The sequence below is a fragment of the Amycolatopsis mongoliensis genome (genome assembly GCF_030285665.1).
Lineage (GTDB): Bacteria > Actinomycetota > Actinomycetes > Mycobacteriales > Pseudonocardiaceae > Amycolatopsis > Amycolatopsis mongoliensis.
Map to the genome: position 1 here is coordinate 797,316 of NZ_CP127295.1, position 15,451 is coordinate 812,766.

Here is a 15,451-nt window from a genome sequence, read left to right on the forward strand (position 1 = left end):
ATGGTCTACTGTGGACCGGCCGGTCACGAGCGAGAGGGGTCGGGCGTGGCTCGCCAGGAACGTGCGGAGCAGACACGGAACGCGATTCTCGAGGCGGCGGCCGCCCGGTTCGACGCGGTCGGCTTCCTCGGTGCGAGCCTCTCGGACATCCTGACCGAAGCGGGTGTCACGAAGGGTGCGCTCTACTTCCACTTCAAGTCGAAGGAAGACCTGGCCGACGCGCTGATCGACGAGCAGTTCACGGTGTCGGACCCCCTCGCGGACATCGAGAACCCGGGGCTGCAGACCGTCATCGACCTCACCCAGGGGATGGCGGCCAGCCTGCAGTCCGACGTCCGGGTGCGGGCCAGCATCCGCCTCGTCATCGAGCAGGGCTCGTTCATCACGCCCGCGAACAACGCCTACAAGCGGTGGGTCGACACGATCCACGGCTGCCTGCTGGCCGCGAAGGCGGCGGGTGACCTGCGCAAGGAGGTCAACGCGCACGACCTCGCGCAGTTCGTCCAGGCGTCGTTCACCGGGATCCAGCTGAGCTCGCAGGTGCTGACCGGGCGCGCTGACCTGCTCGAACGGATCACCTTCATGTGGAACACGATCCTGACCGCCGTGGTGCCGCCGCGCCGGCTGCACCGGTTCGTCCCGGAGGGCACGCTCCGCGAGCCCGCCACGGTCTGAGCACCACGAAAACCGGCGGCCCGGCACCTCCCGGACCGCCTCTTTCCCCTTCCCCGTCAGGTTCTCGTCAGGCTCCCGCGCCCGCCGTCGGCCTCGGTGACCGCTCCGCCAGCTCGATGAGGCGCCACAGCTTGCCCAGCGTCACGGCGAGGTCGCCGTCCGGCTCGACGATCCGGCTGGACACCACGGATTCGAGACCGACGCAGGTGACCACCACCAGCAACTCCGCTGTCTCGAGCGGCACGCCGGTGCCGAGCTCGCCACCGTCGATGGCGTCGGCGACGTACTCGTGGACCTGAGCCAGCCAGGTACGGGAGAACACGACGAACCGCTCGTCCACGGACCCCATCTCGCGAGCCATGCGGAAGCTCGCGCCGACCTTCGGGTCCGTGTCGAGCCAGTGCATGAGGGCGCGACTGAGCTCGGCGAGGCGCCGCAGGGCCGGCCGGGGCACCGTGAGCTGACGGCCCACGTGCGCGCGCAGCACGCCCGTCGCGGCGATCTGCACCTCGTCGCAGATCTCGTCCTTGGAGGAGAAGTGGAAGTACAGGCCCCCCTTGGTGACGCCCGCCGCCTGCGCGATGCCCACCATGCTGGTGGCCGCGTAGCCGTCCCGGTGCAGCAGCTCGGCCGCGGCCTCCAGCAACAGGCGCCGCGTCTGTTCCGAGCGTGCCTGCTTGGTCACCTTCGGTCCCCTCGGGTCGAGCCGTCCGGCGCAGGGGGCCCTGCGCTTCCCGGCCATAATTACATACCAACCGCCCGGTTTACAACTAGGGGAACCCCAGAAACCGGCCCCTGCCAAGGCACTTCGCAACCGCTCGCAGAACAAACCGACCGACCTCCCGGTTTTGTCTTGAAAACCGACCTCCCGGTTTAGTACGCTCCCGATGTGGGACCGGGCACGTGGGCGCTGGAGGACAACACTGGGGGCGCCAGGCCGGGTAGATCCGATCGACGGGGACACCGGAGGCACTGGAAATGGACTACGAGATACTGGGGCAGATGAAAGTCGGCGGGCGGCCCGGCGTCAGCGCCCCGCGGGCACGCAAGATCGAGACGCTGCTCGCCGTGCTGCTGGTCAAGCGCAACCAGGTGGCGACCACCGAGCACCTGATCGGCGAGCTCTGGGGCGAGCACCCGCCGGCACGGGCGAGCGCCGCCCTGTACGTCTACGTCTCACAGCTGCGGAAGCTGCTGCGCGGCACGGGGGACGACGGGGACGACAGCCCGGTCGTGACGAGCCCGCGAGGCTATTCGCTGCACGTCACCGACGGCGAGCTCGACGCCGACCGCTTCACCCGCCTCTACGAGCGCGGCCGGGCCCTGTACTGGGACCGCAACTACAAGGAGGCCGCGGCCGTCCTGCGCGAAGCCGCGAACCTGTGGCGCGGTGAGGCGTTCGGCGGCTTCACCGACTCCCCCGACGTCCAGGCCTATGCCGCTCTACTGGAGGAGACCCGGCTGGAGTGCCTGGAACTGCTGATGGAGACGGAGCTGCTGATCGGCCGGCACCGTGAGGTCGTCGGCCAGCTTTCCGCGCTGGCGAAGGAACACACGCTGCGCGAGACGTTCTACGAGTACCTGATGACCGCCCTGCTGCGGTCGAACCGCCGGGCCGAAGCACTGGAGACCTTCGCCTCCGCCCGACACCACCTCGTCCAGCAGCTGGGCATCGAGCCCGGCAGCTCACTGCGGAAGCTGCACCACAGCATCCTCGTCGGCGAGATGTCCGACGCGGTCTGATCCCCCTCCGCGTCCGGCTCAGCGGCCCGGTCCCCCGCCACCAGCGGGGGCCGGGCCGTCGCTCTTTTTCCCGGCCCGGCGTCAGCTCCGGTAGAGCGACACGACGGGTTCGCCGCACGCGGCGGGCTCGCCGTACCAGCCGCCCCAACGACTGTCGAGCGCGAGGTCGGCGAGCTCGGCCATCAGGTCCAGCTCCGCGGGCCACACGTAGCGCAGCGGGGCGCCGTCGGCCAGGAACAGCGTCTGGCGGGCGCAGTCGTGCCCGGTGACGAGCGGGTGCGCCGGCCAGCGGGCCGGGTCGGGGTGGAACCCCTGGACGACCAGGCCGCCGCCGGGACGCAGCAGCGTCGCGAGCCGGCGGACCATCCGCACCTGCTCCCGCTGCACGGGCAGCCGCGAGAGGACGTCCGAACCGGCGTAGACGACGTCGAAGCGCTGCCCGGGCAGGCTGTCGACACCGGCCTCGATGACGGCGTACCCGTCGGCCGCGAGCGCGGCCGCCACCGGGCCACCGCCCGGGACGAGCACCCGGGGCCGCCGGGCGACCCGGTCGGCCACCTCGGCGAGGAACGCCGCCGCGCCGGCCGGATCCGCGGCCAGCGGGGCGGACCAGACGTCGAGGGGCGCGGCCGGTTTCTCGGCGATGCGGGTCGGCATCGGGGCCCCCTCGTTTCACGGACTGGTCGGATGTTCTCTACGCAGAGTGCCGGACCGACCTAAAGTCGACCTTGCGCACGCGACAGCGGCCCGCGCGCGGAGCACGGGCCGCTTCGGGCGTCGCGGGAGGGTCAGCCGCGCGAGCGCTGGTGGAACTTCCGGATCGCGAGGTACGCGGCCCCGGTGGTGATGACGAGCCACCAGGCCACCGCCGGCCAGCCGGTCGAGCCGAGGTCCGTGCCGTTCATCAGCCCGCGGACGGCGTCGATCAGCACGGTCACCGGCTGGTTGTCGACGACCACCCGCAGCGCCGACGGCATCGACGCCGTGGGCACCAGCGCACTGGTGGCGTAGGGCACGAAGACGAGGATCATGCCGAGCCCGCCGGCGCCCTCGACGGTCTTGGCGATCGACCCCAGGAGCGTCGCGAGCCAGAACACGCCGGTCGCGAACAGCACCAGCAGGCCGATGGCCCCGAGCCAGCCGAGCACCCCCGCCGCGGGGCGGAACCCGACGGCCAGGCCGACCACCACCATCACCGCGAACGAGAGCAGGCTGCGCAGCACGCCGGAGACGACGTGGCCGACGAGCACGGCCGGGCCCGCCATGGGCATCGACCGGAACCGCTCGACCAGGCCCTGCGTGAGGTCCGCGGCCACGCCGACCACCGTGGTCGTCGAGTTGAAGGCGATGCTGATGGCCAGCAGGCCCGGCACCAGGTAGTCGATGTAGGCCATTCCGGGCACGGAGATCGCGCCACCGAACATGAAGCGGAACAGCAGCAGGAGCACGATCGGCAGCGAGACCGCCTGGATCAGCATCTCCGAGTTGCGCGTGATGTGCTTGACGTTGCGGCCGATCAGCACCCGGCAGTCGGACAGCGCCAACGCGAGCGAGGACCGGCTCGGGGTGTCGGGGAGCTGCGTCCCCTCGGCTTCCCTGGACAAGGTCTGGGTCATCACTTCTCTCCCGCGGTTCCGGTCAGGGCGTGGAAAACGTCGTCCAGGGTGGGCTCGGACAGCTCGAGCCCGGTGGTCTCGAGGCCGGCGTCGGCGACCTGGTTGAGCACCCGCCGGACCTGGCCGGGCTGGTCGATGGCGACGCTGACCGTGTCGTCGATGAGCACGCCGCCGGCGACGCCGTGCGCGCGCTCCGCCTCGGCGGCGGTGGCGAAGGTGAGCTTCAGCCGCTCGGTGCCGACCTTGCGCTTCAGCTCGGCCGCCGTGCCCTCGGCGACGACGCGGCCCTTGTCGATCACCGCGATCCGGTCGGCCAGCTGGTCGGCCTCCTCCAGGTACTGCGTGGTGAGCAGGATCGTGGTGCCGCCGTCGAGCAGTTCGCGGATCGCGTCCCACATCGCCGAACGGCTGCGCGGGTCGAGGCCGGTGGTGGGCTCGTCGAGGAACAGCACCGGCGGCGAGGTGATCAGGCTGATCGCCAGGTCGAGCCGGCGGCGCATACCGCCGGAGTAGGTCTTGACCTGGCGGTCGGCCGCTTCGGTCAGGTCGAACTGCGTGAGCAGCTCGGTGGCGCGGGTCTTCGCCTCGGCCGGGCCCAGGTGGAACAGCCGGGCCATCATCCGCAGGTTCTCGCGGCCGGTGAGCAGCTCGTCGACCGCGGTGTCCTGGCCGGTGAGGCCGATCTGCTCCCGCACCTTCCGCTTGGGCCCGCCGAGGTCGTGGCCGTTGACGGTCACGGTGCCGCCGTCGGCGTCCAGCAGGGTGCTCAGGATCCGCACCGTCGTGGTCTTCCCGGCGCCGTTCGGGCCCAGCAGCGCGAACATCGTGCCGCGCCGCACGCTCAGGTCGACGCCTTCCAGGACGTTGACGTCGCCATAGGACTTGCGCAGCCCCCGTGCTTCGATCGCGTAGCCGGTGACCATCGGTTACCTCTCCTCGTTCGGATCAAGATCGTGGTGGAGCACGGGAACTCTCCGTACCAGTGGGCCACAGCCGGCTTGGGCCGGGCAATAATGGCCGGGTCGAGCCACGTTAGGGGTCTGCCGCGGCTTGTCGTGAGTGAGAAACAGGGTCAGAACACTGTTTCTCACTCACGACCCCCTAGTCGTCGTCCCCACCGCCGATCGCCATGCTGATCAGCGCGTCGGTGTCGAGGTCGTCGATCGTGGCCTCTTCGACGGCTTCGGGCTCGGCGGCCTCCTCCGGCAGGCGCACGCCCGCCAGCTCCAGCAGCCCGTCCAGGAGCCCGGCGGCGCGCAGCTTCTCGAGCGGGATGCCCGCCAGCGCGTCGCGCACCCCTTGCTCGGTCACGGCTTGCTCGGGCACCTCGGCCTCGGCCGGCGCCAGTTCGCCGACCAGGTGCTCGGCGAGGATCCGCGGGGTCGGGTAGTCGAAGATCAAGCTCACCGGCAGCTTCAGGCCGGTGACGAGGCTGAGCTTGTTGCGGAACCCGGTGGCGGACAACGAGTCGAAGCCGACCTCGTTGAACGAGCGGTCCGGTTCCACCGCCTCCGGCCCGGCGTGACCCAGCAGCGTCGCCGCGTGGGTGCGCACCAGGGTCAGCACGGTCGGGACGCGCTTGGCCACCGGCAGCCCGGCCAGCTTCTTCGCCAGGGACTCGGTGTCCTCGGCCGCTTCCTGCGCCGCCCGGCGGCCGGGCGTGCCCGCCAGCCCGCGCAGCACGGCGGGCAGGTCGTCGTCGCCCGACGAGGCCAGCACCCGGGTGTCCAGCGCGATCGGCACCAGGAGCGCGTCGGTGCCACCGGCCGCCGAGTCCAGCAGCCGCAGTCCGTCCTCAGTGGACAGTGCGGTGATGCCGGTCTCGCCGATGCGGTGCGCGTCCGCGTCTTCCAAAGCCTCACCCATGCCACCGGCCCACAGGCCCCACGCGAGCGAGGTGCCGGCGAGGCCTTCGGCCCGGCGCCGGACGGCGAGGGCGTCCAGGAACGCGTTGGCCGCGGCGTAGCTGCCCTGGCCGGGGGCGCCGAGGACACCGGCGGCCGAGGAGAACAGCACGAACGCGGTGAGGTCCAAGTCCCGCGTGAGTTCGTCGAGGACCACTGACGCGTCGGCCTTGGGCCGCAGCACGGTGTCGAGCCGCTCCGGGGTCAGCGACGTCAGGATGCCGTCGTCGAGGACACCGGCGGCGTGCACCACCGCGCGCAGCGGCGCGTCGGCCGGGATCCCGGCCAGCAGCGCGGCCACGGCGTCGCGGTCGGCCACGTCGCACGCGGCCAGGGTGACGTCGGCGTCCAGCGCGGTCAGTTCGGCCGCGCCGGGGGCGTCGGCGCCGCGCCGGCTGACCAGCAGCAGGTTCCGCACGCCGTGCTCGGCCACCAGGTGCCGGGCCACGGCCGTGCCGAGCGCGCCGGTGGCGCCGGTGACGAGCACCGTGCCTTCGGGGTCCCAGACCGGTGCGGCCGCCGCGTCGGCCGCCTTGGCCAGCCGCGGCACCAGCACCGCGCCCGCCCGCAGCGCCACCTGCGGCTCGTCGGAGGCCGCCACCGCGGCGAGCGTCCGGCCTGCCGGGGTGCCCGCGCCGAGGTCGACGAGGGTGATCCGGCCCGGGTGCTCGGCCTGCGCCGAGCGCACCAGACCCGCCACCGCGGCGCCGACGGGGTCGGGGATGTCCCCTTCCTCGGCGGCCACCGCACCGCGGGTCACCACGATCAGCGACTCCCCGGCGCCGGCGAGCCAGGTCTGCAGCTCGCCGAGCACGCGGTGCAGCTCGGCGTGGACGTCTTCGCCGCCCACCGGGAGCACGGCCAGGCCGGTCGCCTCCGAAGCCGGGACCGCCTTGGCTCCCAGGGCTTCGGTGAGACCGAACGGGTCGGGCCCCAGCACGGACCAGTCGAGGACTTCGGCGACGGCGTCGAGGTCGGTCCGCTCCCACGTGACCCGGAACAGCGAGTCGCCCCCACCGGCCGGCGTGGCCTGCGGCACGGCGGACATCGGGCGCAGCAGCAGGGACTCCACCGACGCGACCGGGGCCCCGGCCCCGTCGGCGACGTCCAGCGCGACCGCACCGGAGCCGACCGGGCGGACGTGGACCCGCAGCGTCGTCGCGCCGACGGCGTGCAGCCGCACGCCTTCCCACGCGAACGGCAGCGCCGGCTCGTCGCCCGCCGCGCCGGAGACGCCGATCGTGTGCAGCGCGGCGTCGAGCACGGCCGGGTGGACGCCGTAACGGTCCACATCGGACACCGAGGCCGGCAGCCGGATCTCGGCGAACGCCTCGCCGTCGCGCTTCCAGGCCGCGGCGAGCCCGCGGAACGCGGGGCCGTACGCCAGGCCGTCGGCGGCCAGCTCCTCGTAGGTGCCCTCCAGGCGCACCTGCTCGGCGCCGGCGGGCGGCCAGGCCGTCAGGTCGAAGTCCGCCTTCCGACCGGCCTTGGCGAGCTTGCCGGTCGCGTGGCGCGTCCAGGCGGCCGTCGATCCCTCGGGCCGCGAGTGGACGCTGAACGCCCGGGTGCCGTCGGCGCCCGGCGCGTCGAGGGCGAACTGGACGCGGACGCCCGTCCGCTCCGGCACGACCAGCGGGTACTCCAGGGTCAGCTCGTCGAGCCGCGGGCAACCGGCCTCGTCGCCCGACCGGATCGCCATCTCGACGAACCCGGTGCCGGGGAACAGGATCGCGCCGCCGACGACGTGGTCGGCCAGCCACGGGTGGGTGCCCACGGACAGCCGTCCGGTGAACAGCAGCCCGTCGGCGCCGGCCAGTTCCAGGGCCGACCCGAGCAGCGGGTGGTCCTCCTGGCTCACCGCACCGGTGGTGCTCTCCAGCCAGTAGCGCTGCCGCTGGAACGGGTAGGTCGGCAGCGCGACCGGCCGGGCGCCGGTGGGTTCGTAGATCGCGGCCCAGTCGACGTCGACGCCGCTGACGTGCAGCTGCGCGACGCCGGTCAGCGCAGCCACGGCTTCGTCGTTCTCCTTGTGCAGCATCGAAGCCAGCACCTCCGGCCGTTCGTCGAGGCAGCCCGCGGTGGCCGCGGTCAGCGTGGCGTCCGGGCCCAGCTCCAGGAACCGGGTGACGCCGTCGGCCGCGGCGCGGGTGACCGCGTCGAGGAAGCGAACCCCGGCGCGAACCTGGTTCACCCAGTAGTCCGGCGTGGTCAGGTCGGCCGTGTCGGTGACCGTCGAGATCACCGGGATCCGCGGCGACGCGTACGTCAGTTCCGAAGCCACCGCGCGGAATTCTTCGAGCATCGGGTCCATCAGGCGGGAGTGGAACGCGTGCGACACGCGCAGCTGCTTGGTGCGCTCGAACTTCGCCGCGACCCCGGCGACGGCGTCGGCCGCACCCGAGATGACGACGGCGTTCGGGCCGTTGACGGCGGCGAGGTCGACGGTGTCCCCGGCGGCTTCGAGCACCGCTTCGGGCGTCGCTTCGATCGCCACCATCGCCCCGCCCGCGGGCAGCGCTTGCATCAGCGCACCGCGGGCGACGACCAGCTTCGCCGCGTCGGCCAGCGAGAACACGCCGGCGCAGTGGGCCGCGGCGATCTCGCCGATCGAGTGCCCGAGCAGGACGTCCGGCTTGACGCCCCACGCCCGCACCAGGCGGAACAGCGCGACCTCCAGCGCGAACAGCGCGGGCTGGGTGTAGCGGGTCTCGTCGAGCCCCTCGCCGCTGTCGATCACTTCCCGGATCGGGCGGTCCAGGTGCCGGTCGAGCTCCGCGCAGACTTCGTCGTACGCGGCGGCGAACGCCGGGTACTGCTCGGCGAGCCGTGCGCCCATCCCGGCCCGCTGGGAACCCTGGCCGGCGAACAGGAACGCCGTGCGCCCGCCCGCCGTCGCGATGCCGCTGACGACCCCGCGTGCCTCCTCTTCGTCGACCAGCGCCGCGAGACCGCGGACGAACTGCGGCGACCGCTGCCCGATCACCACCGCGCGGCGGTCGAACGCGCTGCGCGTGGTGGCCAGCGAGAACCCGATGTCGGCGAGGCTGCCTTCCGGGTCTTCGTCCACATAGGACAGCAGCTGTTCGGCCCGGGCCCGCAGCGCGGCGGCGCCGCGGCCGGAGACCGGCCAGGCGACCGGCCCTTCGTGGTCGTGCCCGCCCGCCACTTCCCGGCGGTCGCCCTCTTCGAGGATCACGTGGGCGTTGGTGCCGCTGACGCCGAACGACGAGACGCCGGCCCGGCGGATGTGCCCGTTGGGCAGCCACTTCACCGGCTCGACCAGGGCCCGGACCGCGCCGGACGACCAGTCGATCTCGCTGGACGGGCGGCCGACGTGCAGCGTCGCGGGCAGCTCGCCCTGGCGCATGGCCATGACCATCTTGATCACCCCGGCCGCGCCGGCCGCGGCCTGCGTGTGGCCGAGGTTCGACTTGACCGAGCCGATCCACAGCGGGCGGTCGGCCGAGGTCTCCTTGCCGTAGGTGGCCAGCAGCGCCTGGACCTCGATCGGGTCGCCCAGCTTCGTGCCGGTGCCGTGCGCCTCGACGGCGTCGACGTCGGCCGCGGTGATCCCGGCGTCGGCCAGCGCCGCGCGGATGACGCGCTGCTGGGCGGGGCCGTTGGGGGCGGTGAGCCCGTTGGACGTGCCGTCCTGGTTGACCGCGCTGCCCTTGAGCACCGCGAGCACCGGGTGGCCGAGGCGGCGGGCCTCGGACAGCCGCTCCAGCACGAGCACGCCGACGCCCTCGGACCAGGTGGTGCCGTCGGCGTCGTCGGAGAAGACCTTGCAGCGGCCGTCGGCGGCCAGCCCCTTCTGGCGGCTGAACTCGACGAACGTCTCCGGCGTGGCCATCACGGTCACGCCGCCGGCCAGCGCGAGCGAGCAGTCGCCGCCGCGCAGGGCCTGGGCGGCCATGTGCATCGCGACCAGCGAGGACGAGCACGCCGTGTCGACGCTGACCGCCGGGCCCTCCAGGCCGAGGGTGTAGGACACCCGGCCGGTGACGATCGAGCCGGCGCTGTTCGCGCCCACGTAGTCGTGGTACTGGACGCCCGCGTAGACGCCGGTCGGGCTGCCCTTGAGCGACGACGGGTCGATACCCGCGCGCTCGAGGGCCTCCCAGCACGCCTCCAGCAGCAGCCGCTGCTGCGGGTCGATGGCCGGGGCTTCCTTCGGCGAGACGCCGAAGAACGTCGCGTCGAAGTCGCCGGCGTCGTGGACGAACCCGCCGCGGGCGACATAAGTGGTCCCGGGACGGCGGCCGGTCGGGTCGAGCAGGCCGTCGACGTCCCAGCCGCGGTCGGCGGGGAAGTCGCCGATGGCGTCCCGGCCGTTGGCGACCAGCTCCCACAGCTGCTCGGGCGAAGTGACCCCGCCCGGCAGGCGGCAGGCCATGCCGACGATCGCGATGGGCTCGTCGTGCGCCGCCGAAGCCGCGGTGACGACCTGGTCCGGTGCACCCGTCAGCTCGGTGAGCAGGTGCGTGGCCAGCGCCGACGGCGTCGGGTGGTCGAAGATCAGGGTCGCGGGCAGCCGCTGCCCGGTCGCCGCGGTGAGGCCGTTGCGCAGCTCGATCGCGGTGAGCGAGTCGAAGCCGAGCGACTGGAACTGCGCGGCCGGCTCGATCTCGTGCGCGCCGCCGTAGCCCAGCACGGTCGCGGCGTGGCCGCGGACCAGCTCGAGCACGGCGTCGGCCCGGTCGGCCTCCGGCAGGGCGCGGACGCGGGCGGCGAAGGAGTCCTCTGCGGCCGCCGCCGTGTTCGCCGCGACGCGCCGGGTGGGCCGGCCGGTCAGCTCCTCCAGGGTCTTCGGGATCCGGTCCAGCTTCCGCAGCGCGGGCAGGTCCAGCTTGACCGGCACGACGGCGGCCTGCCGGGACGCCAGCGCGCGGTCGAAGAGGTCCAGCGCGTCCGAAGTGGACAGCGGCACGATGCCGCTCGCGCTCAGGCGGGCGACCTCGGCCTCGGTCAGGGTGCCGCCCATACCGCCGACCTCGCCCCACAGGCCCCAGTCCAGGGACAGCGCGGGCAGGCCGTGCGCGACGCGGTGCGCGGCGAGGCCGTCGAGGAACGCGTTCGCGGCGGCGTACCCGCCCTGGCCCGGGGCGCCGAGCACGCCGGAGACGGACGAGAACAGCACGAACGCCGAGAGCGCGGTGTCGCGGGTCAGCTCGTGGAGGTTCAGCGCGCCGTCGACCTTCGGCCGCAGCACGGTGTCGAGGCGCTCGGGCGTCAGCGCCGTGATGACGCCGTCGTCGAGGACGCCCGCGGCGTGCACCACGGACGTGAGCGGGTGCTCGGCCGGGATCGCGGCCAGCACCGTCTTGAGGGCCGCGCGGTCGGCGACGTCGCAAAGCGCGATGTCGACGTGCACGTCCAGCTCGGCGGCCAGGCTCTCCAGTTCGGGCGTGCCGCGCCGGCTGACCAGGAGCAGGCGGCGGACGCCGTGCTCGCGCACCAGGTGCCGGGCGAGCGTGCCGCCGAGCGCGCCGGACGCGCCGGTGACCAGGACGGTGCCGTTCGGGTGGAAGTACGCCGGTTCGGCCGCGGCCGTCGTGCGGACGAGCCGCGGCACGAGCACCGTGCCGAAGCGGACGGCGGCCTGCGGTTCGCCGGTGGCGAGGACCTGCGGCAGAACCGCGCCTACCTCGGTCTCGGCGTCCAGGTCCAGCAGCACGAACGTGTCGGGGTTCTCTTCCTGCGCCGAGCGCACGAGACCCCAGGCGGCGGACGCGGCGAGGTCGGTGACGCCGCCGGCGGCCGCGACGGCACCGCGGGTGACGACGACCAGGCGCGCGTCCTCCGGGTGCTCTTCGGCGAGCCAGTTCTGCAGCGCGCCGAGCACGCGGTGGGTCAGCTCGTGGGTCTCGGTGCTCACGCAGTCGAAGATTTCGGCGTCCGAGGTGTCCACAGTGGACTCGGCGGGGATCCGCTGCCACTCGATCCGGTAGAGCGGCGCCTCCGCCGCGACCGGGCCGGTGAACGCGCGGAACACCGTTTCGGCGACGGTCGCGACGGGTGCGCCGGTCGGGTCGGCCAGGGCGACCGCGAAGCCGTCCTCGGTGGTCGGGGTGAACCGCACCCGCAGCGCCGACGCGCCGGTGGCGTGCAGTTCGACGCCGGTCCAGCAGAACGGGACGCGGCCGACTCCGCCGTCTCCCCCGCCCGCGACGCGCAGGGCGTGCGTGCAGGCGTCGAGCGCGGCCGGGTGGAGGCCGAAGCGGTCGGCGTCGCTGTCCTCGGGCAGGGCGACCTCGGCGAACACCTCGCGGCCGCGCTTGAAGACCGCGCGCAGCGAACGGAACAGCGGGCCGTAGGTGAGCCCGGTGTCGGCGAAGTCGTCGTAGATCCCGTCGATGACCACCGGCTCGGCGCCGGACGGCGGCCACTCGGTCAGCTCGGTGCCGCGGTGGGACTGCGGCGCGACGGTGCCGCCGGCGTGCAGGACCCACGGCTCGCCGGAGTCTTCGGGCCGCGAGTGGATCTGCACGGCGCGGACGCCGTGCTCGTCGGCGGCCCCGACCGTCACCTGCACCTGGACGCCCGTGCGCTCCGGGACGACCAGCGGGCTGCCGAGCGTGAGCTCCTCGATCCGGCCGCAGCCGACCTGGTCGCCGGCGCGGATCGCCAGCTCCAGGAAGGCCGTGCCGGGCACGGTGGCGACGTCGCCGAGGCGGTGCCCGTCAAGCCACGCGTGGGTCTCGAGGGACAGCCTGCCGGTGAGGACGACGCCGTCGGTGTCGGCGAGCGCGATAGCCGCGCCGAGCAGCGGGTGCCCGGCGGAGGTGAGGCCGGCGGCGGTCACCTCGTCGCGGTTGGCGCGCGCGTCGAGCCAGTAGCGCTTGCGCTGGAAGGCGTACGGCGGCAGGTCGGCGCGCCGGGCGCCGCGGCCCTCGAACACCGCGGCCCAGTCCGGGACCAGGCCGCTGACGTACAGCTCGGCCAGCGCCGTGAGCGCGGCCCGCGGTTCGGGGCGGTCCTTGCGCAGGACCGGCACGACGACGGCGTCGAAGCTCTGCCGCGCGAGGGCGGACAGCACGCCGTCCGGCCCGACCTCGACGAACCGCGACACGCCCTGGGCGCTCAGCGCGGTGAGCCCGTCGTGGAACCGGACGGCCGCGCGGACGTGCGCGACCCAGTACTCCGGCGTGGCGATCTCTTCCCCGGCCGGCGCGCCGGAGACGTTGGAGACCAGCGGGATCGTGGGCGGGGAGTAGGTGAGCGTGCGGGCGACCTCGCCGAACTCGGCCAGCATCGGCTCCATCAGCGGCGAGTGGAACGCGTGCGACACCTTGAGCTTCGCCGACTTGCGGCCCTCGAACTGCGCGACGACGGCGGCCACAGCGTCTTCGGTGCCGGAAAGCACGATGGAGTCCGGGCCGTTGATCGCGGCGATGCTCACGCCGTCGGTCAGGTGCGGGGTGACCTCGTCCTCGGTCGCCTGCAGCGCGACCATCGCGCCACCGGTCGGCAGCGCCTGCATGAGCTTGGCCCGGGCGGCGACCAGCTTCGCCGCGTCGGCCAGGGACAGCACGCCCGCGACGTGCGCGGCGGCCAGCTCACCGACCGAGTGGCCGAGCAGGAAATCGGGCTTGCAGCCCCACGAGGACAGCAGCCGGAACAGCGCGACCTCGATCGCGAACAGCGCGGGCTGGGTGTAACCGGTCTGGTTGATCAGGCGGGGCTTGTCGAAGACGACCGTCTTCAGCGGACGGTCGAGGTGCTGGTCCAGCTCGGCGCAGACCTCGTCCAGCGCGGCGGCGAACACCGGGAACGCGGCGGCCAGCTCGGCCCCCATGCCGGCGCGCTGGGCGCCCTGGCCGGAGAACAGGAACGCGGTCAGCCCTTCGACCGGCGTGCCGGTGACGACGTCCGGGGACGACTCACCGGCGGCGAGGGCGGCGACCCCGGCCTTCCCGTCGAGCACGACGGCGCGGTGGGACAGCGGCGAGCGGGACGTCGCGAGCGAGAAGCCGAGGTCGAGCGGCGACACACCGTCCACAACGGACAGCAGCCGCGCCGCCTGCGCCTTCAGAGCCGTGGCGCCGTGCCCGGCCAGCGGCCACGGGACCGGGACTTCGGCGGGCCAGCTCGGCGTCGTCTCCTCGACCTCGACGGGCGGTGCCTCTTCGACGATCACGTGCGCGTTGGTGCCGCTCACGCCGAACGAGGAAACCCCGGCCCGGCGCGGCTTTTCGCCCGCGGGCCACGGCTGCTCCGCGGTCAGCAGCGAAACGGTGCCGGACGTCCAGTCGACCTCGGTGGTCGGCTCGGTGACGTGCAGGGTCTTCGGCAGCACGCCGTGCTGCATCGCCTGCACCATCTTGATCACCCCGCCGACCCCGGCCGCGCCCTGGGCGTGCCCGATGTTCGACTTGATCGAGCCGAGCCACAGCGGGCGGTCGCGGTCCTGGCCGTAGGTGGCGAGCAGGGCCTGGGCCTCGATCGGGTCGCCGAGCGTGGTGCCGGTGCCGTGGCCTTCGACGGCGTCCACGTCGGACGCCGAGAGCTGGGCGTTGGCCAGCGCCTGGCGGATGACGCGCTGCTGGGACGGGCCGTTCGGGGCGGTGAGGCCGTTGGACGCGCCGTCGGAGTTGACCGCGGAGCCGCGCACGACGGCGAGGACCGGGTGCCCGTTGCGGCGCGCGTCGGACAGCCGCTCCAGCAGCAGCGTGCCCGCGCCCTCGGCCCAGCCGGTGCCGTCGGCGCTGTCGGAGAACGGCTTGCAGCGGCCGTCCGCGGCGAGGCCGCGCTGGCGGCTGAACGCGACGAACGGACCCGGCCGCGACATCACCATCACGCCGCCGGCCAGCGCCAGCGCGCAGTCGCGCTGCCGCAGCGCCTGCACCGCCAGGTGCAGCGCGACCAGCGAAGACGAGCAGGCCGTGTCGATCGTGATGGCCGGGCCCTCCAGGCCCAGCGCGTAGGCGATCCGGCCGGAGATGACCGAGCCGGCGTTGCCGGTGCTCAGGTAGTCCTGGACCTCACCGGCGAGCACCGACGGCGGCAGCTCGTCGTAGTAGTCCTGGTCGCCGCTGCCGAGGAAGACGCCGACCTGCTGCTTGGCCAGGGAGTGCGGGGCGATGCCGCCGCGCTCGAAGGTCTCCCACGCCAGCTCCAGCACGAGCCGCTGCTGCGGGTCCATGGCGAGCGCCTCGCGCGGCGAGACGCCGAAGAACGGCGCGTCGAACTGGGCGACGTCGTGGATGAAGCCGCCCTCGCTCACGTAGCTCGTGCCCGGGCTGTCGGGGTCGGCGTCGAACATCGAGTCCAGGCCCCAGCCGCGGTCGGTGGGGAACGGCCCGATGGCGTCACGGCCTTCGGCGACCAGGTCCCAGAGGTCCTGCGGTGAGCGGACGTCGCCCGGGTACCGGCAGCCCATCGCGACGATCGCGATCGGCTCGGCGTCCGCGGCTTCGACCTCGCGCAGCCGCTCCCGCGTCTCCTGCAGGGTGGCGGTCACCCGCTTCAGGTAGTCGACCAGCTTGCTTTCGTCAGTCATCGTGGGGATAC

Annotated in this window: 7 protein-coding genes and 1 pseudogene; 2 read left to right on the forward strand and 6 right to left on the reverse strand. The window is 73.4% G+C overall.

The features are described from left to right. Positions 1 to 45 precede the first annotated feature (45 nt). Positions 46 to 675: a ScbR family autoregulator-binding transcription factor gene (locus QRX60_RS03830; RefSeq protein ID WP_285999412.1), complete on the forward strand. Its 630-nt coding sequence runs from the start codon at positions 46 to 48 to the stop codon at positions 673 to 675. A gap of 67 nt (positions 676 to 742) precedes the next feature. Here QRX60_RS03830 and QRX60_RS03835 read toward each other — a convergent pair whose 3' ends face one another. After that, positions 743 to 1,360 carry a ScbR family autoregulator-binding transcription factor gene (locus QRX60_RS03835; protein ID WP_285999413.1) on the reverse strand — a complete coding sequence of 206 codons (618 nt, stop codon included), beginning with the start codon at positions 1,358 to 1,360 and terminating at the stop codon, positions 743 to 745. 293 nt (positions 1,361 to 1,653) lie between these two features. Here QRX60_RS03835 and QRX60_RS03840 point away from each other — a divergent pair, with 293 nt between their 5' ends. Next, positions 1,654 to 2,418 (forward strand): AfsR/SARP family transcriptional regulator, encoded by a 765-nt coding sequence (locus QRX60_RS03840; protein ID WP_285999414.1) that lies wholly within the window; start codon positions 1,654 to 1,656, stop codon positions 2,416 to 2,418. A gap of 81 nt (positions 2,419 to 2,499) precedes the next feature. On the opposite strand, the gene QRX60_RS03845 is transcribed toward QRX60_RS03840, so the two are convergent. From QRX60_RS03845 to QRX60_RS03860, 5 genes and pseudogenes are all read right to left on the reverse strand, one after another. Beyond that, positions 2,500 to 3,075, reverse strand: coding sequence for a methyltransferase domain-containing protein (locus QRX60_RS03845; protein ID WP_285999415.1), 576 nt, complete (start codon positions 3,073 to 3,075; stop codon positions 2,500 to 2,502). A gap of 131 nt (positions 3,076 to 3,206) precedes the next feature. Continuing rightward, a complete protein-coding gene (locus tag QRX60_RS03850) occupies positions 3,207 to 4,034 on the reverse strand; it encodes an ABC transporter permease (RefSeq protein WP_285999416.1) in 828 nt (275 codons plus the stop codon). Beyond that, on the reverse strand, positions 4,034 to 4,957 hold the full coding sequence (locus tag QRX60_RS03855) for an ATP-binding cassette domain-containing protein (protein ID WP_285999417.1): 924 nt from the start codon (positions 4,955 to 4,957) through the stop codon (positions 4,034 to 4,036). The genes QRX60_RS03850 and QRX60_RS03855 overlap by 1 nt, the downstream gene beginning before the upstream one ends. Positions 4,958 to 5,135: 178 nt before the next feature. Then, positions 5,136 to 7,976, reverse strand: coding sequence for a type I polyketide synthase (locus QRX60_RS51770; RefSeq protein ID WP_456298892.1), 2,841 nt, complete (start codon positions 7,974 to 7,976; stop codon positions 5,136 to 5,138). After that, positions 7,959 to 15,440: pseudogene (locus QRX60_RS03860) on the reverse strand (SDR family NAD(P)-dependent oxidoreductase); the annotation flags it as partial. The pseudogene QRX60_RS03860 and the gene QRX60_RS51770, both read right to left, overlap by 18 nt. Positions 15,441 to 15,451: the final 11 nt, after the last annotated feature.